General features: G+C 56.4%; 20 protein-coding genes. 6 read left to right on the top strand and 14 right to left on the bottom strand.

The features are described from left to right. Positions 1 to 531: 531 nt before the first annotated feature. From JAO32_RS08470 to JAO32_RS08445, 6 genes are all read right to left on the bottom strand, one after another. Entirely contained in the window at positions 532 to 1,020 is a 489-nt protein-coding gene (locus tag JAO32_RS08470; RefSeq protein ID WP_334239438.1) for a Rid family hydrolase, read from the bottom strand. Between the two features lie 73 nt (positions 1,021 to 1,093). Continuing rightward, complete coding sequence (locus JAO32_RS08465; protein ID WP_334239436.1) at positions 1,094 to 2,689, bottom strand: flavin monoamine oxidase family protein; 1,596 nt, start codon at positions 2,687 to 2,689, stop codon at positions 1,094 to 1,096. After that, on the bottom strand, positions 2,670 to 2,882 hold the full coding sequence (locus tag JAO32_RS08460) for a hypothetical protein (RefSeq protein WP_334239434.1): 213 nt from the start codon (positions 2,880 to 2,882) through the stop codon (positions 2,670 to 2,672). Before JAO32_RS08460 ends, JAO32_RS08465 begins: the two co-directional genes overlap by 20 nt. A gap of 45 nt (positions 2,883 to 2,927) precedes the next feature. Next, positions 2,928 to 4,079 carry an acyltransferase family protein gene (locus JAO32_RS08455; RefSeq protein ID WP_334239432.1) on the bottom strand — a complete coding sequence of 384 codons (1,152 nt, stop codon included), beginning with the start codon at positions 4,077 to 4,079 and terminating at the stop codon, positions 2,928 to 2,930. After that, the gene (gene pyrH / locus JAO32_RS08450) at positions 4,079 to 4,783 is read right to left on the bottom strand and encodes a UMP kinase (RefSeq protein WP_334239430.1); all 705 of its coding nucleotides are present in this window, start codon (positions 4,781 to 4,783) and stop codon (positions 4,079 to 4,081) included. The genes JAO32_RS08455 and pyrH overlap by 1 nt, the downstream gene beginning before the upstream one ends. 125 nt (positions 4,784 to 4,908) lie before the next feature. Next, positions 4,909 to 6,639 carry a RecQ family ATP-dependent DNA helicase gene (locus tag JAO32_RS08445; RefSeq protein ID WP_334239428.1) on the bottom strand — a complete coding sequence of 577 codons (1,731 nt, stop codon included), beginning with the start codon at positions 6,637 to 6,639 and terminating at the stop codon, positions 4,909 to 4,911. Between the two features lie 110 nt (positions 6,640 to 6,749). On the opposite strand from JAO32_RS08445, the gene JAO32_RS08440 reads away from it, so the two are divergent. Next, entirely contained in the window at positions 6,750 to 7,466 is a 717-nt protein-coding gene (locus JAO32_RS08440; RefSeq protein ID WP_334239427.1) for a hypothetical protein, read from the top strand. A 49-nt stretch (positions 7,467 to 7,515) separates the two neighbouring features. Here JAO32_RS08440 and JAO32_RS08435 read toward each other — a convergent pair whose 3' ends face one another. The 6 genes from JAO32_RS08435 to JAO32_RS08410 all read right to left on the bottom strand — a co-directional run bounded on the left by JAO32_RS08435 (position 7,516) and on the right by JAO32_RS08410 (position 13,440). Beyond that, positions 7,516 to 8,715, bottom strand: coding sequence for an RtcB family protein (locus JAO32_RS08435; RefSeq protein ID WP_334239424.1), 1,200 nt, complete (start codon positions 8,713 to 8,715; stop codon positions 7,516 to 7,518). Between the two features lie 157 nt (positions 8,716 to 8,872). Continuing rightward, positions 8,873 to 9,535 (bottom strand): translation elongation factor Ts, encoded by a 663-nt coding sequence (tsf, locus tag JAO32_RS08430; RefSeq protein ID WP_334239423.1) that lies wholly within the window; start codon positions 9,533 to 9,535, stop codon positions 8,873 to 8,875. Between the two features lie 93 nt (positions 9,536 to 9,628). Next, positions 9,629 to 10,546, bottom strand: coding sequence for a 30S ribosomal protein S2 (gene rpsB / locus JAO32_RS08425; RefSeq protein ID WP_334239421.1), 918 nt, complete (start codon positions 10,544 to 10,546; stop codon positions 9,629 to 9,631). Between the two features lie 147 nt (positions 10,547 to 10,693). After that, on the bottom strand, positions 10,694 to 11,089 hold the full coding sequence (gene rpsI, locus JAO32_RS08420) for a 30S ribosomal protein S9 (protein ID WP_334239419.1): 396 nt from the start codon (positions 11,087 to 11,089) through the stop codon (positions 10,694 to 10,696). 28 nt (positions 11,090 to 11,117) lie between these two features. Continuing rightward, complete coding sequence (rplM, locus tag JAO32_RS08415; protein WP_334239417.1) at positions 11,118 to 11,549, bottom strand: 50S ribosomal protein L13; 432 nt, start codon at positions 11,547 to 11,549, stop codon at positions 11,118 to 11,120. A 361-nt stretch (positions 11,550 to 11,910) separates the two neighbouring features. Then, complete coding sequence (locus JAO32_RS08410; RefSeq protein WP_334239415.1) at positions 11,911 to 13,440, bottom strand: ArnT family glycosyltransferase; 1,530 nt, start codon at positions 13,438 to 13,440, stop codon at positions 11,911 to 11,913. A 546-nt stretch (positions 13,441 to 13,986) separates the two neighbouring features. On the opposite strand from JAO32_RS08410, the gene JAO32_RS08405 reads away from it, so the two are divergent. Then, the gene (locus JAO32_RS08405) at positions 13,987 to 15,183 is read left to right on the top strand and encodes an acyltransferase family protein (RefSeq protein WP_334239413.1); all 1,197 of its coding nucleotides are present in this window, start codon (positions 13,987 to 13,989) and stop codon (positions 15,181 to 15,183) included. A gap of 24 nt (positions 15,184 to 15,207) precedes the next feature. Here JAO32_RS08405 and JAO32_RS08400 read toward each other — a convergent pair whose 3' ends face one another. Then, on the bottom strand, positions 15,208 to 16,314 hold the full coding sequence (locus tag JAO32_RS08400) for an ABC transporter permease (RefSeq protein WP_334239412.1): 1,107 nt from the start codon (positions 16,312 to 16,314) through the stop codon (positions 15,208 to 15,210). Next, entirely contained in the window at positions 16,311 to 17,819 is a 1,509-nt protein-coding gene (locus JAO32_RS08395; RefSeq protein WP_334239410.1) for a hypothetical protein, read from the bottom strand. The genes JAO32_RS08400 and JAO32_RS08395 overlap by 4 nt, the downstream gene beginning before the upstream one ends. A 239-nt stretch (positions 17,820 to 18,058) precedes the next feature. Between JAO32_RS08395 and JAO32_RS08390 the strand changes: the two genes are divergently transcribed. The 4 genes from JAO32_RS08390 (at position 18,059) to JAO32_RS08375 (ending at position 22,143) form a co-directional block, all read left to right on the top strand. Beyond that, complete coding sequence (locus tag JAO32_RS08390) at positions 18,059 to 19,576, top strand: hypothetical protein (RefSeq protein WP_334239409.1); 1,518 nt, start codon at positions 18,059 to 18,061, stop codon at positions 19,574 to 19,576. A gap of 176 nt (positions 19,577 to 19,752) precedes the next feature. Further along, positions 19,753 to 20,481 (top strand): DUF4397 domain-containing protein, encoded by a 729-nt coding sequence (locus JAO32_RS08385; protein ID WP_334239407.1) that lies wholly within the window; start codon positions 19,753 to 19,755, stop codon positions 20,479 to 20,481. A 204-nt stretch (positions 20,482 to 20,685) separates the two neighbouring features. Continuing rightward, the gene (locus JAO32_RS08380; RefSeq protein ID WP_334239405.1) at positions 20,686 to 21,675 is read left to right on the top strand and encodes a YVTN family beta-propeller repeat protein; all 990 of its coding nucleotides are present in this window, start codon (positions 20,686 to 20,688) and stop codon (positions 21,673 to 21,675) included. 57 nt (positions 21,676 to 21,732) lie between these two features. Beyond that, entirely contained in the window at positions 21,733 to 22,143 is a 411-nt protein-coding gene (locus tag JAO32_RS08375; RefSeq protein WP_334239402.1) for an OsmC family protein, read from the top strand. Positions 22,144 to 22,182 lie beyond the last annotated feature (39 nt).

Below are 22,182 nucleotides of genomic sequence, written 5' to 3'. Positions count from 1 at the left end.
ACGGCTCGTCACCCCGAAGGCGTTTGCGTTCGGCGTGCCTGCGATGCAATATCCGGAGGTTTTTGATCCGGGGTTGCGGCGTTGTTGCAGGTACTCGGTGTTACTTCAGGTGAAGCAAAGCGGGCGGTACATCGTGCAAAAGGTGCTGCGGGACTGCGAAGGTTCCACCCCTTTCAGGGTGCGTCTTCAAGTAGTTCTGCTAGCTATGCTTCAAGCCCGCACTTAGGACAAGTGCGAAGAAGAAGCACGTTGGATGTGATTGGTTGAACTGATATTACGGAGAGGTCAATAACGTGTCAACGAAGAAATGATGGTTGAGAAGGAAAACTAACTATTTTTCTTCCCATCAACAGCGGACATGCACCATCCCCGCGACAAAGCGCACCCGAAACACAAAGAGCGCAAAGCTTTCGCAGAGTGGCCGCAAAGGAAATTCTCTTTGCTTACACTGCGGAAACTTTGCGCTCTTGTATTACTGCGTTTCGTATATCACCAATCAGAAGATTGGACTTGCGAATACGATTAGTTTTATTACTTACCCTTTACGGCGATCACTTCAATTTCCAGCAGATAGCCCGGAGCAACCAGATTGGCAACCTGGAAAGCTGAGCGAGCAGGCTTGTTGGGCTGCTCCTTGGTTCCGAAAAACTGCGTGAAGCTGGCCTGCAGCCCAGGGAAATCAATCTTGCCGAGCTTGGGGTCAGCAGCCAGGAACACGGTGGCCTTCACGACGTCCTTCATGTCCAGGCCCTGCTCCTGCAGGATCTTCTGGATCTTCGTCAGGATGTCGAAGGTCTGCTGCTTGGTGTCGCCAAAGACTGCGGGTGTTCCCTTTGCAGGATCAGCAGGCGTAATCGGCGTAGCAAGCTGGCCGCTGACGTACAGCGTGTCGCCCGCCCAAACAGCCGTTGCAATGGGCGACTTCTCCGTCTGGATGTGCTTCACCGTTACCTGTGCATGGCTGGAAACGACAGCGGCAGTAGCCAGTACACCGGCCAGAATCGTGCTCTTCAACTTCATGGAAATGCTCCTTCTGTGATCGTTGCAAAAGACAAAAGGGGAAGGCTCATCGCCTTCCCCTGGATGTTTCGGTTTACGCTTCCACGGGGCCGAAGTCACCAGCCATCCGTGCAGACTTTACGCGCTCGCAAATCATCTCCGTCGCTCGGCGGCCCGACTGCGATGCGCCCTCCTGCCAGCCCACAACGTGCGTCGTGTGATCGCCCGCGAAGAAGATCGGGCCATCGGGCTGGATCAGCGTGTTGTAGCCAGCATCACCACCGCCGTAGCTCCGAATCCACGAACCTTCGTTGTACGGAACGTGGCGCCACATGCAAATGATCGGCTTCGTCAGCTCCTGCGAGTGCCCAGGATGAATCTTCTCAAGCTGCTTCTTCGCCGTGGCAAACTTCTCCTCCAGCGTCAGCTTCTCCCATCCCCAGTTCAACTCGTCCTCGTAGCCCGTGCAGAGGATGCCCTTATCCGCAAACAGGTTCGCAGACGGATACCAGATCACAGTCGTGGGTCCGGGCGCGCGGAAGCTCAGGCCACCATAGATGTTGTAGTCCTTCTCCCAGAAGCGGTTTGACTCCCACGCCAGCTTGTAGCTGTTGGCGTAAGTTGCACCATCAATCGCAGCCTTGTACGGTGCGGAGAGATCGTTCTTCATCTTCTTGATGATGGGCAATGGCATGGCGTTCACCATGTAGTCGGCCTTGATCACCTGCTCCTTGCCGTTCTGCATGTAGGTGACTTCCACCCCCTTGTTCGCGCCTGTGCGCTTGAACGAAGTGACTGGGGCGTTGTAGATGATGGTCTTCGTCTTATCCAGCTCACGCGCAAAAGCATAGGGAATGCGATCCATGCCGCCCACCGGCTGCATCATCGTTGCCTGCCAGTCCCATGCCTCTTCATACAAAATGCCCGACCAGAAGTTCGCATCCAGCAGCGTGTGCATGTCCAGAGGATCTTCAATCTGCATGGTCTGCGTGCCTGCGCCGGGATACTGCTTAATGCCAGCGCGATCGGAGCCATGGTACTTACCGTCAAAGCCCAGCGGACCATAGGTGCGCAGGAAGCTCAGCATCCGGTCCTTATCTTCCTTGCTCAGATCGGTATCCAGCGCGCCGCCTTTGATGGACTTCGCCAGCAACTCGCTTACATGGCCACGCGCGTCGTTGAGGGCCTTGCGCTGCACCACCGGCTTGCCGCCATACGCAGCATCGTTCTGCAAAATCGTGGAACGCGACGTGTTGACCTCTACCTCGAGCGGAATCTTCAACTCGCGGCAGTAACCCAGGATCGTCGTGTGAACCGAAGGCAGGCGGCCGGGGCCAAGGTTCTGATAGTTCCCCGGCTCCCAGGTACACTGCTGCTTCGTTCCATCAATAAATTCAATCGTGGTGCCGTTGCGAGCGCTCCAGTTACGGCCGCCAGGGCGGCTGCGCGCTTCCAGCAACGTCACCTTATAGCCCAGCTTACGTAGTTCGTACGCGGTCACCAGTCCGGCGACACCGCCACCCGCAATCACCACACTGACGCCCTTGCCAACGCCGGCTTGAGCCTCAATCGGCTTCACCACCTGCGCCTTCATCGGCATCATGCCCAAAGCCTGCATGGTGGCAAATGTTGCGGAATAACCGCCGGCCTGGCCGACGCGCATAAGGAAGTTACGACGGGTCATCGACATCGAAGAGATGGCTCCTTACTTCTGCTGTGCCGGAAAATCCGGCGGTGACGAACAGCGACAGGAAATCAAAACGCGGATGTGCGTTACGAGCACGCGCACCACACGCGGTCCCCTGAATGAATTGTGAAAGGATTGCAACATCAGTATGCCAGACAATTTCCGCAGGCGATATGGAAATCTGCGGAATGCGCAAATCGACGGGATCTGCTGCGACAGGCAGGACGATTAGGATACCGAACTAACCGAGTGGCGCGCTCACCTGCACCGGCGGCTTTGGCTCGCGATACACCCACCGGCTCAGCAGATATTTCTGCGCCGGGTGCTCCACCAGCTTGAACGCGGCATACGCAAAGCAAAGAATGAACGCATAGCTGATCCACGGGTCATACTTCGCCACGCCCAACCGCTCTGGCAGATGGTGGTCGTGCAGGAAGATAAACGTGTTGAAGTGCAGCAGATACAGGCACAAACTCGCACGCCCAAACGCTGCGATCGGGCCCCATCCCAGAAAGCGCGAAATCCAGTGATTCCCGGTTAAACCCCAAACCAGCAGGGCAAATACCGGCGTCAGCATACCGCCATGCAACATGACATACGGCAGGCGCGGCACCAGCACATAGAACGCTGCAAGAGCAGCTCCACCCGCCAACAGAGTCAGCGCCAGCTTGACCCGATCACTCAATTCCACCATTGCATGCAGGCGGCCCAGAGTAATCCCAGCAAGGAAGATCGGCACAAACGGCAGCGGCGTGTACTTCAATGCTCGTAGCCAATAACCCGACGAATAGCGATCAATGTTGTACAAACCATCGGGATTCAGAACGGTATAGATCGTTGGCAGCAGCAGTTCCCACAGCCAGAACACACCAAACAAAGCCAGCAGTTTCCCCGGCGAACGCGGCCACCACTTCATGCGGATGATGTGCGGAAACGCCAGGTACAACATCGCTTCCGTGGCCAACGTCCATGCCACGGTATTCCAGAACGTGGCCAGCGTCGGACTCCATCCCTGCAACAGAAAGGGGGTGAGCACAAAGCCACGTATAAACTCGCTCAGCGGACGGATCTTCCACTCCGCATGCAACATCTCCAGCGATATCACCAGCGACAGCAGATACACCGGATACAGACGCGAAAGGCGCGCAGCATAAAACTTGCCCGGACGTAACGTGTCCGCACGATGCGCATAGTTGTACGCCAGCACGAATCCACTGATCAGCAGAAAGAAGCTGATGTACGTGAACCCTGCGTTGATCAGGGGCTTCACAAACTCCGGTAGCGGAGGCGTGAAGTGAAAGAACATGATGCCAATGGCGAGAAACGTTCGGATGCCGGTCAATCCTGGCAACGGCGGTTTCTTCTGCGGCGCAACCGCGGTTACTTGCGTCATTACGACGTCACAAGTGTTCCAAGTTTTTCGCCGCCAACCACACGCACAATGTTGCCTTCTTCACGCATGGAGAAGATCACCATCGGCATGTTGTTGTCGTTGCACAGCGACACCGCCGATGTATCCATCACACGCAGGCCCATCTTGATGATGTCCATATATGTGATCGTCTGGAACATCGTCGCTTCGGGGTCCTTCTTCGGATCGGCCGTAAAGATGCCGTCAACCGAAGTCGCCTTCAGCAGCACATCCGCACGAATCTCCATGGCACGCAGCGCAGCAGCGGTATCCGTAGAGAAATACGGATTGCCCGTACCTGCGCCAAAGATCACGACGCGGCCCTTTTCCAGATGGCGAATCGCACGGCGGCGAATATAAGGCTCGGCGACCTCGTGCATTTCAATCGCGCTCATCACGCGGCACTGGATGCCCAGCTTTTCAATCGCGTCCTGCATGGCAATGGCGTTGATCACCGTGGACAACATGCCCATGTGATCCGCTGCAACGCGGTCCATGTGAATGGCTTGTTCCGCGACACCGCGGAAGAAGTTGCCACCACCCACAACAACGGCCACCTGGCAGCCACTGCTGGCAAGCTGCACAATTTCCGAAGCCACACGGCTTACGAAGATGGCATCAATACCAAAGCCCCGGCCCGCAGCCAGTGCCTCACCTGAAATCTTGAGAAGAACGCGTTTATACATCACCGCTCCCCAGTATCGCATGATGGGTACGATTCCCCGAAGGCCCCAGAGGACCGAATACCTGCCAGCGCCCCTTCATTCATCGCCGGAACAAGGAGGCCCCAAGACCCATCAGATCTCACTGCTCAGGCCTTATTCAAAAACGCATCCTTCAGCCGCTTGCACCCGCCATCCTCAAACTGCACCATCACCGTGTCGCCCATCACATCCCGCACACGGCCACGCCCAAACCGCTTGTGCCGGACCACAACCCCTTCCTGAAACTTCGCAGGAACAACCTGAGGCAGGGTCTCCGGGGCCGTTGTCAGAATCGGCCCATTCAGCGTTTCAATTCGCGTCACACCTTCGTCTTCGCTTGCACCGTGCAGAGCCACCTCTGGCTCATGCATCTCCCACGCACGATTCACGCAGTTATCGCAGTTGCCACACCGCTCGCCCTCATCTTCGTTGAAATAACGACGAATTACCTGCATGCGGCAGTGCACCGTCTCCGCATACTGCATCATCTCGTCCAACCGCGAGCGGTCCGCACCAGAGCGTTCGGTATAACTGGCAAGCAGCATCTCCACATGCGCATCTGTAATTGGCTCCGCATGCCGCAGCACATACCCGCCACGTCCCCGACGCACCACCTTCATCTCGCGCAACAAATACAGAATCACTTCAGCCCGCCGCTTCCCGATCCCCGCACGCTCCGGCAATGCCGCCGCACTGACCGCATCCGTTGCGGAAAGAGCCTCCAGTACGGCGCGCAACTCTTCCGCTCGCGGATACCGCCCCGCCGCAAAATAGCTCTGAATACGCCGATCTTCCAACCGATACAGCAGCACGGCTTGTGCCGGTTTGCCATCGCGCCCCGCACGCCCGGCCTCCTGGTAGTAGCTCTCCAGCGAATCTGGAAATTCGTAGTGAAACACGAACCGGATATTCGGTTTATCAATCCCCAGTCCAAACGCCTTCGTCGCCACCATCACGCGGCATGTGTCGTTCATGAACTCAGCCTGCGCACGTTCGCGTTCGCGAGCCGTCATCTTGCCGTGATATTTTCCGCTGGTAATTCCTGATTCCTTGAACCGCTCATACAGTTCGTTAGCCGAACGAACCGATGCGGTGTACACAATACCCGTGCCATCCGTGTTCGCCAGCATCTGCATCAGCCGCGCCAGCTTCGCATCGTTATTCACCGTGGGATGCACCGCAAGAAACAGGTTCGTGCGATCGCTTCCAGCGTTGATTACCACTGCATCCTTCGCGTTCAATCGCTCCAGGATTTCCTGCATCACCTCTTCCGTCGCAGTTGCCGTCAAGGCCAACACCGGCGGATTTCCCAGCGCCTCACGCGCATACCGCAACCCCAAATACGCCGGTCGAAAATCATGGCCCCACTGCGCAACGGTGTGCGCCTCATCCACGACAAAAAGTGAGACGCCCGCCTGCCTCAACTCCGCAAGAAACTCTTGATTCTGTAACCGCTCCGGCGTCACATAGAGCAGCTTCGGACTACCTGCGAACAATGCTGCTTCAGCCTCAGCCTTCTGCGCCTTGGTTAACGTAGAGTCGATGCGTTGCACCGCAATCGCTGCGCCCTCCGCCTTCCACTGCTGATCCTGCATCAGCGCAATCAAGGGCGAAACCACAACCACCGTGTGCGGTAACAACAGAGCAGGCAACTGATACGTGAGCGACTTACCCGCGCCAGTCGGCATAATCGCAAGCACGCTACGCCCACGCATCACCGCCTCCAACGTCTCCCGCTGCGCACTGCGAAACTTCGTAATGCCAAAGCGAGCCTTCGCCTCTCGCTTCAACGCATCCCAGGGCACGTCAGGCACCTGTTGTTTTTTGGGTCTTGTCACTTCGACTCCTGGCGTGAGAGCGACACGCACGCATCCCCGCCTAAGTTTTTGGTTGCAGTTACCGCCCCTGTGAAGCATAGTGTTGCCAGCTTTTCCAACGGTGATCCCCCTTGCCCCAATCCTCAGCCTCTCCCAAATCCGGCGTTGACCTGCATAACTTCTTTGTCTTTGGAGGCATTGGAGCCTTCGGAGGTTTCTGCGCGTTTCTGTTTTCGCGTCTGCTCATGATCGGCCCATTCGCCAAGGTAGCGCTTCCCCTGGATCTGGCGGGCGAGGTTGCGCTGGGAGCACTGGCGGCATTGTTCGGTGTGTTTCTGCTGACGGCATCGGATCTGACTGCGCCGAAAACAGTGATTTTTGCGCTGGCCTGCGGCTTTTTCTGGAACCCAATCCTGACCAGCACGCAAGCCTACGTGACACAGCACATGGACAACACGACTACAGCGCTGGCGTCATCCTCGGCTGAGTCGACAAAAAATCTGGGCAGACAAACCGGAGAACAGGCGCAACAGACGATTCAGACTGCGACGAACAATACCAATGCGGCCATTGCAAACCTGTCCAAAGTATCGCCAAGCGCAAAACAGCAAATTGTTGCAGCCTCGACAGAGACAGTGAAGAATTTAACGGCACCTGCCACCGCAACACCGCAGAACGTAAATGCAGTGGTTTCCATCGCAACGACTTCCCAGGAAAAAGGGGCGACCGAAGTTCGCGCCAGTGCATTGCGCCAGTTGCAGGTGCTTGAGAACTCCGCCGCAAATCCCCAGACCAGGCTACAGGCTCATCAGGCATACACCAGGCTCATGGAAGCCCCGCGGCCATAAACCAGAATAGGGACGTTAAAAGGCCCGGCATTCACCGGGCCTTTCAGCGTTAGTCCTTGTAAGGGTCGAACTCGTTCGCTCCCGCCATCGCCACTCCCACAGGAGTCAGCGTGTGCAGCACGCGAACCGTCTCACCCTGCTCTGCCAATACCTCCGGCAGACGCTTGTAGCAGTGAGGCGACTCATCCAGTCCACCGCCACGCAGCACAACGTTGGACTGACGCAGCCAGTCGTTCATCATCTCCGGCTTCACCAGACCTTCGCGCTTACACGCTCCAGTCTTGCGGTCGAAGACGCCAGCCGCCTGCTTCCTTCCCATCACACGACCTGCGCCATGAACGGTAGAAAACATCGCAGCACGCTGCGCTTCGCGAATCGCGTCATCGGTGGATTCGCTTCCCTCCAGAATCACGGAAACCTCACCCATCGTGCCGCCCACGAATCCACGCTGCCCCGGAAACGCAGGAGTCGCACCCTTACGGCACACCCACAACATGCGACCATCGTGCTGCTCATGCCAGGCGAAGTTGTGGTGATTGTGGATCTCCTCCATCACCTCAGCACCCAACAGACGAGCCACACGAGCGCACACCCAGTCACGTCCTGCGTACGCGTACTCACCACCCAACTGCATGGCAGCAATGTACTGCGCACCCAGATCGCTCTGCACGTCCAGCCACACAGGATCGACCATCATGCCGTCTTTCGCACCCGCAGCCTTCAGAAACCACGTCGCGATACCGTGTCCCAGACCACGCGAACCAAAGTGCACTCCAACCCACACGCGATCCTGCTCATCCGTGAACAGATCCACATAGTGGTTGCCGGAACCAATGGTGCCCAACTGCGCTTCTGCCTTACGCTTCAGCGGAGCAGCAGCTTCGGTGTCCCATCCAGGATGCGCGTTGCGTCCCAGCAAAGGGTGTTCATTGGCCTCATTGTTCTTCCGTCCCACGCCGAACGACAGCGTGTTCCAGATGTCGTCCATGATGCGGTGAATGTTCTCGCGCAGTTCGCTACCCGGCATATCCAGCCTGACCGCCTTGTTACCGCACGCAATGTCAAAGCCAACAGCCGTGGGTGAAATCCGCGACTCTGCAGCGATCACGCCACCAATCGGCACACCATAACCCAAGTGTCCGTCCGCCATCAGCGCAAATCGTTCCGCGCTGCGCGCGCAAACCTTTGCCTGTTCCAGCGTGTTGTCCTCATGGACTCCCCATACGGGGATGTCGTCAATGTACTTCATCTTCCTCGTCTTTCCTTTCTGATTGCGTTGTGCGGCTGTTCCTCGCACATGCGCAATCGGGGTTGGGTTGCGTCCGCGGCGCTCCTCGCGTTGCACGCAAAAGAAAGAGCCCGGGCTGTCGCCCGGGCTCGTTGACTTGCTGACTTAGAGTCGAGGCTTATGCCTGCGGCTCCTCAGCAACAACCTGCTTCGCCTGAGCGAAGGTGGCCGTCGGCTCGCCAATCTTGAAGCGAGCGAAGCGGCGCACCGCAATGTTTTCGCCCATCTTGCCAACCTGCGTGGCAATGATCTGGGCAACCGTCTGCGACTGCTCCTTGATGAACGGCTGATCAAGCAGGCAGACTTCCTCGTAGAACTTGCCCATCTTGCCTTCGAGCATCTTCTCGATGATGTTTGCCGGCTTGCCGCTGGCAGCAGCCTGGGCGCGGTACACTTCCTTCTCGCGCTCGATGTCGGCCTCAGTCACTTCTTCACGACCGATGTAGCGCGGGTCAACAGCAGCGATGTGCATCGCGATGTCGCGCAGCAGTTCCTGGAAGCCTTCCGTACGGGCAACGAAGTCGCTCTCGCAGGCCAGTTCCACCATCACGCCGATCTTGCCGCCAGCGTGGATGTACGTGCCCACTGCGCCTTCGTTCGTCGTACGCGAAGCCTTCTTCGCAGCCGACGCCATGCCGCGCTTACGCAGCACAACGAACGCGTTTTCCATGTCGCCGTTGGACTCCTGAAGCGCCTTCAGGCAGTCGCCCATCGGAGCGCCGCTCTTTTCGCGGAGTTCCTTCACCAGCTTTGCATCAATCTTCACGGTCTCGGTAGCCATCGTGTTTGTATCCTTTACTGTTTTGAAACAATCACTGCACACACAAAGAGCGTGGCGGCAGCCACGCTCTCCGTGTAAATCGTTCGGAGAAGCTTACGCGCCTGCTTCGGCTGCCACCGGCTCATCAGCATCGGTGTCAGAGGTCGGCTGCTTGCGGATTCCGCCGCCCAGAGCTGCGTTCAGGTCAACCGTCTCTTCTTCGGCTTCCTCAACAGCGGTCGTTGCGACAGGGTTGGACTCCTGCGACTCTTCGTCCTCGCCCACAAAGTGCGATTCCGTGCCAACCGGGGTCACGTCAGAGTATTCCTGAGCGATCGACTTGTCGCCGATCAGCTGCACGCCTTCGTAAGCCGAGTCAGCAATCTTCGTCGTGAACAGGCGGATGGCGCGCAGAGCGTCATCGTTACCCGGGATCACGTAGTCAACCACGGTCGGATCGCAGTTCGTGTCCACAACAGCCACAACAGGGATGCCCAGCTTGCGAGCTTCCGAAACGGCAATCGCTTCGTTGTTGCTGTCGATCACGAAGATCGCGTCCGGCAGGCGACGCATGTTCTTGATACCGGCCAGATTCGTGTGCAGAGCCTTGCGCTCGCGCTCCAGGCGGATGACTTCCTTCTTCGTCATCAGCTCAAAGCGGCCGTCAACGGCCATCTCGTCCAGCTCAGCCAGACGCTTTACGCTCTTCTGCACGGTTACCCAGTTGGTCAGAAGACCACCGAGCCAGCGGCTGTTGATGTACGGCATGCCAGCGCGGTTCGCCTCTTCAGCAACCGCATCCTGAGCCTGGCGCTTGGTGCCAACGAACAGGATCACCTTGCCGGTGGAGGTCAGGTCGGTGACGAACTTCGACGCTTCCTTGAACATCTTCAGCGTCTTCTGCAGGTCGATGATGTAAATGCCGTTGCGCTCGCCGAAGATATATTCCTTCATCTTCGGGTTCCAACGCTTGGTCTGGTGGCCGAAGTGTACGCCGGCTTCCAGCAGTTCCTTCATTGTGATCGATGCCATTATCGGCTCCTTGTATGCGGCATCCCGACGGATCAGGCCGGGATTAATCCCGTTCGTCTGGGAGATTGAACTCCTGAGGGTGGTACTGCAGAGCGGCGGATGATCATACAAACCATCCGCCGCAGGACTTGAACCAGACCCCAGCGACTAGCGCTTGGAGAACTGGAAGCGCTTGCGGGCGCCCTTCTGACCGTACTTCTTACGCTCCTTCACGCGAGCGTCGCGGGTCAGCAGGCCATCAGCCTTCAGCGTCTTGCGGAGTTCAATGTTGAACTCAAGCAGGGCGCGGGCAATGCCCATCTTCACAGCGTCAGACTGCGCGGTGACACCGCCGCCCTTCACCGTCGTCACAACGTCAAACTGGCCTTCCACCTGAGCGGTCTTCAGCGTGCGGACTGCGGCAGCGCGCTGCTGCTCCGTCACGAAGTAAACCTTCAGTTCCTTGCCATTGACTGTGAAGCCACCGTTGCCGGGGCGGAGAAATACACGTGCAATCGCCGACTTGCGGCGGCCCGTTCCGTAATACTGCACCAGATCTGCCATATCTCTTCTCTATCCTTCGCGAACGGGGTTACGCCACTACCAGCGGCTGGGGCTGCTGAGCTTCGTGCGGGTGCTTGTCACCCTTGTAGACCTTCAGCTTGGTCGCCATCTGGCGGCCCAGCTTGCTCTTCGGCAGCATGCCCTTGATAGCCTGCTCCACAATCGCTTCCGGCTTGCGAGCCAGCAGCTTGGTGAACTCTTCTTCGCGCAGACCGCCGGGGAAACCCGTGTAACGGCGATACAGCTTCTGCTGCGACTTCAGACCCGTCAGTACAATCTTCTCCGCGTTGATCACAATGACGTGATCGCCGGTGTCAATGTACGGGGTGTACTGGGTGTTGTTTTTGCCGCTGAGAACGCGCGCGGCACCGCTGGCCAGACGGCCCAGGGTCTTACCGCTGGCGTCCACCACGAACCACTTACGGTTCAAATCCTTCGAACTGGGTACAAACGTCGACATCGAGTCTTCCTTCGTTACTGCAAAATTCGTAAATCTACCTACAACTCAACCAATGTCTCGTGCACACGCAAAGAACCCCTCTCGGGGCTATTTCCGCTGAATGCGAGTGGGTGCTGTGCCGGAACTGAAACTCTTCGCCCGCCGCAGCCCGAATTGCTCCAGGCCACCTGCTCCGAAGACCCCCAACGGCTCACTCAAGAGCCGACGTCCGCAAGGATCCACCGCGTCACCGCCTCCGCATCCCCATATCCCAAGCCGCAAAACCACAGCAGGACACAGGCATGCAGACGCAAGTCTGCGCGAGTTCTTAGAATAGCCGGTATCCGAACGGGAGTCAACATAGATACTCCCTGAAATTGCGCTATCCCGGCGAAACCGGCAACGCCTTTAGCTTCTTATGTTTCCGCTGCGGCACGATGCCATCCTTCGCGTCCAGGCGGTACACAATCATCACGTTCCGGTCCGGATCATCCATTGCCGGAAACTCCGCCACCCGCGTCAGCCGGTAAAACTTGTTCAGCGCCTCCATCTTGTCGTCCTCAATGGAGTTCCAGGACACGAACCACCCCGGCTTATACGCCGCAATGCGGTCTTCCAGATCCATCGTGCCAAAGTCGTCGCAGATGCTCGGCACGCCCGTCATCAACGACAGGTCACTCCCCGAAATCGACAGCACCGTATGGCTGTGCGACGGGTCCGATTCAACGATGCGCTCAATCCGGTTCGCCGCCGTCTGAAATGTGTATTCCGGATGCCGCATGTAGCCCACCGTCACATGCGCCTCGCGTCCCACCAACAGCACCAGCAACGAAGCAAACGCCAGCGAAGCCGAGGGATGCCACGCCGCGATATGCAATGCCGCGCGAGCCATCAGCAATATCAGCGGCACCGCCACCACCACGTAATACCGTGGCTGCATATTCGCGTGGTAGGCCAGGAAGAAGAGATAACCCGACACCCACAACAGCAGCGAAATGAACAACGGGTCACGCCACGTCTTCTTATGGAACGCTGCCACCACCACGAGTGCAATCGCCAACGGATAGAGAAGACTCCCCATCCACATGCCGTTTTTCAGTGTGTTGCCAACCGTCTCCCAGAAAGGAAGCCCAGCAATCGTCGTATTATTCGCTGCAAACAGATAGCGGAAGTCATTCCAGTAGCCGCGATACACCAGCCACGCAACATAACTACCCCAAAGCACAGCAACGGTTCCGCTAGTCACCGCCGCAATACGCAACACACGTCGCCATTGCCACTCCGCAACGTCCGCCAACATGTACGCTACCGCTGGCAACAGAAACACAGCAGTAGTCTTGGTGCCAATCATTAACGACACCAGTATTCCCACGACAACCGACAGCAGCACACGTTGTCTTTCCGTGGAGGCGCTTCGAATCGCCTTCGCTGCCAACAACGACAACAACATTAGCAACACCAGCAGTGGCTCCAGGATCGCCATCCGCGTAAACACGTACAGAAACGAACTCGTCGCCAGCAACAACACAGCAGCCGAGGTAAATAGCCACCGCAAATATTTCGGTTCGTTCTCGCGCGCTTCATACTGCAACAACCAAAACGAACCCACCAATACGCCGGCAAAGACAAACACCGTCAGAGCGCGTGCCGCGACAATTCCCACGCCAGCGAAGCGAAAGACCACACCCTCCAGCAGAGGCCACACGGGCAGCGCTGCAGCAGGATTGAAGTCGCCGGGCAGTCGCCACGTTCCGCGCAGATAGTGCCGGATGGCTGCATCGCCATACCAACCTTCATCGGTGTACTTCGCCCAGTCCACCCAGGGCGAACGATTCGGAAAATCCGCGCGCAGATGCACAAAATGGAGAATCAGGAACACCGCGGCGACTAAAAGAAAAATGGCCGGCAGCAACCGCCGCGCAATGCCTCTTCCGCTATCTGTCCTGCCTGTGGTTTTGTTCCCGTCGTACTTGATCGTCGCGTCTCCTCAGCTTACGTTTTCTAATGCAACCAGCTTCCGCATTGCTGGACAGGCTAACGTATCTGTCTTTCTTCTAGGCTATACTTGCCCAACATCCTCACGCTGCTGCAGCAAAGGCCGCGGCCACACTACGGGAGATTGCGTCACTTGCCACAAGCGCACGTCACTCATCCGCGACGCGGCATCCCCAGCCTGGACGGCTGGCGCGCACTCTCTATCGCGATGGTTCTTGCTCTCCATTCACTGCAGGGCATTCACTTTCGGCTGGCATCGCACACAGCCAACACGCTCATCCATTCACTAGCCAACGGTGCCATGGGTGTTCGTGGCGGCTTGCATCTCGTTTTACTTATTAGAGCAGCCTGTCCTTCGTGATTGTCTCTTTCGTTCCGCGCTCTCGCCCTCCTAAAGTAGAAGGCAAGTTACAGACCGCGCCACGCTAACGCTGAATTCCCCCAACACTTTGGAGTATTTTTCTTGGCATTGTCAGCGAACCAAGTCTTCAAACCCATTGATTTCCGCACCCGCTTTCCAGCCCTTGACGGTCTGCGTGCGCTGGCGATCTGTGCTGTCTTTGCAGAACACTACGGTGGCGGTTCCCATGGGGGACTCATTCTGAACTTAATCAACATCCTTCGCAGCCGAGGCTGGCTAGGGGTTGATCTCTTCTTCGTTCTCTCAGGCTTTCTGATCACCGGCATTCTTTACGACACGCAGCAGGACAGCCGTTACTTCCTGCGTTTCTTTGCTCGCCGCAGTCTGCGCATCTTTCCCATCTACTATCTCGTCTTCTTCGTTCTGCTCCTGCTTACGCCCATACTTCTACTTCAGTGGCGCCCTGGGCATCTTCTGTTTCTCATCTATCAGGGAAACTGGCTCGCAAACCACGACTTCAGTCTTTACGTCATCCCGTCTGGCCGAAGCCGATGGATGCTCGTCTCGCTGTCTCACTTTTGGTCGCTGTGCGTAGAGGAGCAGTTCTACATGCTCTGGCCTTTTGCCATCTTCCTACTACGCAGTCGCAAGAAGATTCTCGTCGCCGCCATGACACTTTCACTTATCGCCATTGGCCTGCGCGCAGGTGAATTCGCGTGGCTGGGAGCGGCTCAGGCAGAGGGATGGATCGTGCGCACACTCCCGTTCCGCATGGATTCCCTGCTCATCGGAGGCATGCTTGCACTCCTGTTGCGTGGTCCCGCGGCCGCACGCATTCAGGGCGCGTGCAAGTGGATGTTCGCACTTGGAACCGCAGGGGCTTTGGCTATCTTCTTCTTATCCCCGATGTACGATTCACCGTGGCTGCTCATCCCCGGATACACCATCATCGCCATCGGCTGCGCGGGCCTTATCGGACTTACTATCCGCGAAGGGTCTGTCGCATTCCACATCTTTCGGTGGAAACCGTTACAGATCCTTGGTAAATACAGCTATGGCTTTTACATCTACCATTTGCTGTTTCGATGGTTCTGGATTGGATTTCTTGTATGGTGCGGCCGGAAGACCCACTCAATCGCACTCTCTGGTGTGATGGCTCTGGGCGTAAACTTCGTCGTCACCTTTGTCGTATCCAAGATCAGCTACGACTACTTTGAGTCGCGCTTCCTGCGCTGGAAGAAGCACTTCGAGTACGACAAGGAACTCTCATCCCATCGTCACGCATTCGTCGTAGAGTAAACCTCTACGACGAATGCGAACTTGCTATTCATAGGAAAGTGCGTCAATCGGGTCTTTCGCGGCAGCCTTCAGCGCCGGGTAGAGAGCGCCAAGTGTGGCACCTACCAACGCAATGATCACGGCGGCCAGAACCCAGTCCGGCGTCACGGCAAACTCCAGCTGCGGTGCCTTCACATGCAGAACAGCACGCAATCCATACGTCGCTGAAACTCCCAACACAATGCCACAGATAGCCAATAGGCAAGACTCACGGAGAACAATCCCGACGATATACATCCGTGAGGCTCCCAGAGATTTCAGAATGCCAATCTCCCGCGTCCGCTCCATCACAGCCGTATACATCGATTGGAAGATCACCAGGAACCCGATCACCACAGCAATGCCTATGACCGTACGCAGGCCAATGTTGAAGCCGGGGTATTTCTCAGGCGTCAACTGGCTCAAAAACTCCTCCAGCGTCTGCACATCCCACTGCTGCAGGCCGTCCGTAGTAAGGATCTCCTGCTTTACAGCAGCCTGCCACTTCGGTGAATCATCCGTTTTGAGATAGAACACGCTACAACGATTTTCCGTCCCGTTGATAGCATTCATCGTCTCCAGCGGAATGAACTTACGCCCACCCTTGCCATGTTCCACAACGCCGGACACAACAAAAGTACGCCCCAACAGCTTCGTCTGGTCGCCCACGTGCAGCCCTGCTCCGCTGCTTGCCGCTACATCATCAATAATGATGCTGTCAGGGCTGGTGAATGGGCCTCCTTCTGTGAATACGAACGGACGAAGCGCGTTAAAGCTTCCATATTCAATGCCCCAGATATTCTCCAGAGACTTGCTCGCCGTGAGTTGAATATAGACCGGTGCTGCCACCTGCACATGCGGCAGCTTCAGCAACACCGCTTCAACCTTCGCCGATGCAGGCGCGCCGCTGACACCAATCAGATTTGACGTGGTTCCAGGCTTGGCGATCATGTCGCCACCAATACCATTGGTGCGCACCTTCTGACCATTCAGCATGCCCAGCATGATGGCTGCAATGGACAGGATCATGATGACTTCAATTGCAACAGCAAGTGCAGAGATCAGAGAACGTAGGGGGCGATGTACCAGGTTGCCGACGACCAGTTTATTCATAGCTTCTCTTCGATTGTACGTGGCCCGACCGGAGCTGGTCTCGGCACGGGGACCGACGTCAGAGGCAATATGGTGCGGCGAATCGGGATCAACAAACTTCCTAGTACCGGGAGAATGTACGTGATGAGCACTGCCGCCACAACGATCATGAATACATTGATGCTCATGGCAGCAAAGGGCGCGTTCATCATGCCTTCAGGAGCGAAGTGACTGAACTGAAGAATATAGAGCGAGGCCCAGAGCGTATCCTTCGTGCTTCCCGTCAGGGAATCACAGACCAAGAACATCATCAGAAAGATAGGAACGCTGATAAGCGTCACTCCCCACCACTGCACGCAGTGATAAGCATCGCTAAAGGGACTAAACGAAATGCCCGTGGTTGAGTCTTCATCAGCCAGCATTCCGATCTCGTGGGCATATAAATTCCCCCAGTGATAGGTTTCCTTACTACCCACGAGATAACGCGGAATCATGTTGAGTACATACGTCTCGATGGGCACGATGGTTGCGGAATGCCCCTGGTCCGTCACATGAATGAGGGCGTCGTCAATTGGAAGCATCGTTAAACGATCCAATAGCCCATAGCTTTCATTGAACCAATGGTAGCCGTTGGCGCCGACTCGCATTTGATCGGCAAGCGATGCCTTGTACTCCTCCCGAGTACGCAGCGGGTGAGACAGCATGTCCAATGCCTTTTCCTGTGCGTTCGGATCGTCTTTATAGTTCCGCCCAATTTGCGAAATCGGAGTGAGAAAGGTGGATGATGTAATTGCGAAGGCAACGACGAAGACTAATCGTTTGCCCGTCATCCAGTAGCCGGCAATCGTGGCTCCAAGAGCCCAGGCGACAGAGGGAAGGAACATGCCCTGCTTGGAAAAGGCAAATATCCCCCAATACAACAACATCCATGCCCAAACTACAAAGGCCAGAACAGTGAAGGACCGCCGGCCTCCCGTTTCCGCCGTCTTTCCGTATACCGCCAGCAGGACGGAAAGTGGCAAAAAGTTATTCACCTGGTTAAACGTAGTCACGTAAGCCAAGGGAATGATCATCGCGCCAAACTGCCCCAACAGAGCCGCTCCCAAGGACGCCTGCATGAACCGGTCGTGGATTTGAAAAGATGCAAGGAGTGGTTTCTTCCTGCGAATTCTCACGTTGATCTTCGCCGCAACCCACAGCGAGCATGCTCCCGCGAGATAAACCAGAATGCTCTTTTGCGCATTCAGAAGATTTGAATCCAGCGGTTCACCAAGAACCGTCTTTGCGAGTCCCCCAACAATCAACGTGAGAAGTCCCGCAAAAAAGATGTAGCTCCCGCTGGGATAGATCAGTCCCCCACAGGCATTAAAGGCATCCGTCATCACCACAATGAACGCGCAATACGCCAGTGAGGTATACATCTGCGTACCCTCAACCATCTGCAGCGCAAATAAAACGCTCACAACCGAAAACACATACCGCATGGGTATGTGAGTCGGCAGGCTGACCTTTATCGCAAGCTTCATCTGCCGTCAGTCTAGCAAGATATGGCGATCGCCAACTTGTTCCCAGTGAAGCCGTTAGTCACAGGTCAGGTAAAAATATGGCCACAACCCGTCATGCAGTCGGAGGAAAGACTGGAAACAGCATTTTTTCGACTATCTTTAGGTTTAAGTACTAAGCATTCCGGTCTGCCATGCGGAGAGCCCCATGAAGGCGCCGTCTCTTGTAAAGTCCAAACGTTTTTCACGGAGGCAAAACGATTTTGCGGTATTCATGGGCTCGCATTGGAATCGTCGTCTGCCTTCTATGGGCAGCGGTGTGGCTCTTCCTGACCCGCTATTCCATGCTTGATGACAGCCTCATTCATCTTCGATATGCCGCAAATCTTGATCATTTCCATTTCGTCACCTTCGACGGAATGCGGCACACCTTTGGATCTTCAAGTCCGCTCTATCTGGTTTTGCTTGCAGCGATTTACGCCATTTTTCCAGGTGTTCTGGTCGCAAAGCTAGTCTCCGTTGCCATTTACATTGGTCTGTTGTTTTTTACGACCCGGCTCTTACTTCGCGACAAGAACACAAATTTCAGCCGCGGACTGGCCTTTTGCCTGATGATGGCCTTCTGTTCCCCCATGGGCGTTCGTTGGCTGGCAGATGGTATGGAGTCTGGCTTCGTTTGCCTTATGGTCCTTCTCACCGCAGAAGCTGCGATGAGTGCCCTTTCATCCGATGAAAACCGGAAAGCAATCCTCCTTTTCGTCTGCGGTCTTGCATTAACACTTCTTCGGATCGAACTTCTGGCTCTTTGCGGCATCTGTGCAGCAACCATCTTCTTTGCCCAATGGCATCGATATCCCAAACAATTCAAGCGCGCGCTTCTCACCGCACTCCCCATTCTGTGCGGAGGGATTGTCGCCATGCTACTCATCCATCTTGTCTTTGGTAGCTTTCTGCCAGACACGGCTTTGGCAAAGGCATACAACAAGCCTTCCATTACTGGCGTGATGGTGTTCTTTCAGCTCATGGCCAGCAGCTTCGCGCTCGGCCTCGGAGTTTTCATCGTCTGGGTGGTATCGGCTGTCTTTGCCTTTGGCGCCACCGGTCCCCTTGGCAAGAGCACGCTCCTGGTTGCCAACAGCATGTTCCCCATTCTGGTGGCGCTGTCATGTATGCGTGGACAGGCCGTGCAGGGTGTTCGTTATTTCCTTTGGGCCATGCTCTTCTCCATCGCATGGAATCTCTGGACGCTGGCGCGCGGTGCCGAGCAGCCCCGCATTCAAAATGCTGCGCTCATCATCAGCGCCCTGTTGATCGTATGCCTTCTACCGCTAGACACTTATTACGGCAGCCGCACAATGCTGGGGAGGGCAGAGACCTTCCAACAGATGCGTTCCAGCCAGCTTGACCGCCTCAACGGCCACGTTATGCTTGCTGACGACATCGGCTTTATCAGCTACTTCTCTCAGGCCAATGTGTGCGATTTGAATGGACTGGTCAATGGCCGTAGCTTCGCGGCACTTACGCAACAGCAGCGTATCCAGGCATGCGTGGATCTGAAACCCGACGCACTATTTCTCACCACACTCCGCATCAAGATAATGCGCGCGTACATTCCAGACCTTGAGCAGGAATGGACACCCTGCGAAAAAATCGACTTCCCGAATGTACATTCGAACGACACGCACTATCTCCTGATACGAACAGAGAAGGTAGCCACCCTCTGTCCAGCTCCGCAGCTTCACCAGTCAATGCAGGAGATTCTCGAGTTGCCCATCGGATAATCCGGGCTTCATATTTCGAGTGATGTCACCGCTTTAACCCGTGTGCCATCCGCGTGTTTGGGATAAAGTGAAGACGTGCCTGCCGTTGCGGCGATCCTGACGAAATCCAGACGGTCTTTATTGTTTTCATGATTCATTTTGCGGTTCAGTCCGGAACAAAGCATTTTTTCGCCAGAATGGCGCAACTGTCCCTCGCCGTATTGGGCGGTAGTGTCTGCCTGCTGGGCCTCAGCGGATGCGGAGTAAATGGCAGCACCAGCGTCAACGCCGCGCAGCTCCGCGTCATTGACGCAACGCCCGACGCTGGCGGCATCGACATCTACGCAGGCAGTAACGTCCTTACCTACAACCTGGGTTACGGCACCATCACCTCGTACATCCCTATGAATCCGGGGACATACACTTTGGCTGCGGACGCCACCGGCACCAAGACCGCTCTTTCGTCTGTGCGTGCTTCGCTCCTGAATGGTAAGCAGTACACGCTCCTGTTCAGCAGCGTGGCCGCCTCGCTTCAGGCTCAGGTGCTCACGGATCAGTCGCAGCCCGCACCCACCGGACAAATCGCTCTGCGCTTCCTTGACGAAGCCATCTATCCCGGCGCGCTTGATGTTTACCTTGTCCCCAATGGCTCCACGATCGACAAGGTGAATCCCATCCTGACGAATCTGAACTTCGGCAACACTCCCACGTACCTCAACGTACCCACAGGCACTTACACGCTGTATATCGTCTCTGCGGGCACGGTTGTCGCCACCACCACGGTACCCATGTACACTGGCGCCTCCACCACCTACCCTAGCGGCAGCGCCCGTACGTTTGTTCTGCTCGATCAGCAGATTCTCACCACGCCCTCTGTGCAGGTGGTGATGGCAAACGATTACGACTCCGCCACAGCTACCCAGTAGCTTGTTGTGCAGCGCAGTGCCCTGAAGAGCCAGCAAAACATGGGAAGCCGGCGCATCTATCGTGACAAGCACAACGCGCACACACGCTAAATCTTCTTTCTCCTCCAACCAGTAGGCTCAATCAGCGAAAGGACCTGCCACAGACCAGGTCCTTTCCATTCTGTGCTGTTCTCTGGCAACCGAGACCATCTATACTCGCTTCCCATGCGCAACCTCCGGACGATCCTGCCGCTCTGTCTTGCTGTCACCTCCATCGCCACCGCCTCCGCGCAGTCGCGTTTGCTGCTCACCTCACAGCGTGACCACACCTTCCGCGTATTCGATCCGGTGACCCTGGAACAGCTCAGTGCCACAGTGGAAAGCGACGACGCGGGCCACGAAGTAATGGCCACTCCCGACGGCAAGACCGCCTTCGTTCCCATCTATGGCAATGCCGGTGTAGGCCGCCCCGGCACCGACGGTGACCACATCGATATCTACGACGTCGCCACCGGCAAGCTCACCGGCAGCATCAAATTCCCCCACGGCGTGCGCCCACACCGGCCCATCTGGAATTCCACCAACGGCACCTTCCTCGTCTCCGCCGAACTCGATAAAGCCGCAGCCATCATCGATCCCAAGACCGGGAAAATCATCGGCGAAGTGCCCACCGGCGCGGAACAATCGCACATGATCACCCTGTTGCCTGGCGGCAAGAAGCTCTACTCCGCTAACGTGCACCCCGGCAGTGTCTCCGTGATGGACGTCCCCAACCGCAAACTGATCAAGGTCATCCCCATCTCCGACAACACGCAGCGCCTCTCCTGCTCTAATGACGGCGCGTACATCTTCACCGCGGACCAGACCACACCCGACCTCGTTGTGATCGACACGAAGACTGACACCATCAAGAAGCGCGTGAAGCTACCCGCCGTTGGCTACGGTTCCACACCAACGCCTGATGGCAAATACCTTCTCGTTGCCATGGCAAACCAGCAGAACATCGCGGTCGTTGACCTGAAGACACTCGAAGTCACCAGGACTATCCCCAGCATCGCTGGCCTGAATGAGATTGTGGTCTCACCAGACAGCAAGTGGGCTTACGCATCCTCGCCCAAAATGAACTCGCTGGCAAAGATCGACCTCGTCAAAGGCGAGACCGTGAAGACCGTCCCCGCAGGCAAATACCCTGACGGCATGTGGCTTACAAAATAAACCGGCTTGAATCACCATTGGCCTTCCTTTATCCGTACTTAAGATGAGGGAAGGCCAATGATCATTTCAGCAACTGTTATCAACGACTGCGGAAAGCACAGCGCCTCAGTACAAACTTCAGGCAAAGAACAACAGCTCGCCATCTCTGCCAAAGCAGAGGGACAGGGTTCCGCGGTCAACGGGGGTGAACTGCTTTTCCTCGCGCTCGCCACCTGTTACTGCAACGACGTCTATCGCGAAGCCAAAGAACGCGGCATCGACGTCACCTCAGTGCAAGTGGAAGTCACGGGCCATTTCGGCGGCAAGGGCGAACCCGCAAAAGAGATTCAGTACAGCGCCGCAGTAAAAGCCAATGCAACACAAGAAGAAGTCCTCGACCTGATGCGCCACACCGACACTGTCGCCGAAATTCACAACACGTTGCGTCTCGGAGCTTCCGTGACTCTCAGCGAATGCACTGTGCTGTAGCCGATTCAGCCACTCGGGTACAAAAAGCGACTGCCATTG

It is taken from the genome of Terriglobus sp. ADX1, assembly GCF_036877645.1.
In the GTDB taxonomy this organism is placed as follows: Bacteria; Acidobacteriota; Terriglobia; order Terriglobales; family Acidobacteriaceae; genus Terriglobus.
Note: the sequence above shows the minus strand (reverse complement) of the source record. Positions and strands in the feature narration are given on the sequence as shown.

Bases quoted from the DNA above. Each gene is read 5' to 3' on its own strand.
- rpsB (WP_334239421.1), bottom strand. From the start codon at position 10,546: ATGGCATCGATCACAATGAAGGAACTGCTGGAAGCCGGCGTACACTTC.
- JAO32_RS08400 (WP_334239412.1), bottom strand. From the start codon at position 16,314: ATGAATAAACTGGTCGTCGGCAACCTGGTACATCGCCCCCTACGTTCT.
- JAO32_RS08470 (WP_334239438.1), bottom strand. From the start codon at position 1,020: ATGAAGTTGAAGAGCACGATTCTGGCCGGTGTACTGGCTACTGCCGCT.
- JAO32_RS08385 (WP_334239407.1), top strand. From the start codon at position 19,753: ATGGCGCAACTGTCCCTCGCCGTATTGGGCGGTAGTGTCTGCCTGCTG.
- rpsI (WP_334239419.1), bottom strand. From the start codon at position 11,089: ATGGCAGATCTGGTGCAGTATTACGGAACGGGCCGCCGCAAGTCGGCG.
- JAO32_RS08435 (WP_334239424.1), bottom strand. From the start codon at position 8,715: ATGAAGTACATTGACGACATCCCCGTATGGGGAGTCCATGAGGACAAC.
- JAO32_RS08395 (WP_334239410.1), bottom strand. From the start codon at position 17,819: ATGAAGCTTGCGATAAAGGTCAGCCTGCCGACTCACATACCCATGCGG.
- JAO32_RS08455 (WP_334239432.1), bottom strand. From the start codon at position 4,079: ATGACGCAAGTAACCGCGGTTGCGCCGCAGAAGAAACCGCCGTTGCCA.
- JAO32_RS08465 (WP_334239436.1), bottom strand. From the start codon at position 2,689: ATGTCGATGACCCGTCGTAACTTCCTTATGCGCGTCGGCCAGGCCGGC.
- rplM (WP_334239417.1), bottom strand. From the start codon at position 11,549: ATGTCGACGTTTGTACCCAGTTCGAAGGATTTGAACCGTAAGTGGTTC.
- tsf (WP_334239423.1), bottom strand. From the start codon at position 9,535: ATGGCTACCGAGACCGTGAAGATTGATGCAAAGCTGGTGAAGGAACTC.
- JAO32_RS08380 (WP_334239405.1), top strand. From the start codon at position 20,686: ATGCGCAACCTCCGGACGATCCTGCCGCTCTGTCTTGCTGTCACCTCC.
- JAO32_RS08375 (WP_334239402.1), top strand. From the start codon at position 21,733: ATGATCATTTCAGCAACTGTTATCAACGACTGCGGAAAGCACAGCGCC.
- pyrH (WP_334239430.1), bottom strand. From the start codon at position 4,783: ATGTATAAACGCGTTCTTCTCAAGATTTCAGGTGAGGCACTGGCTGCG.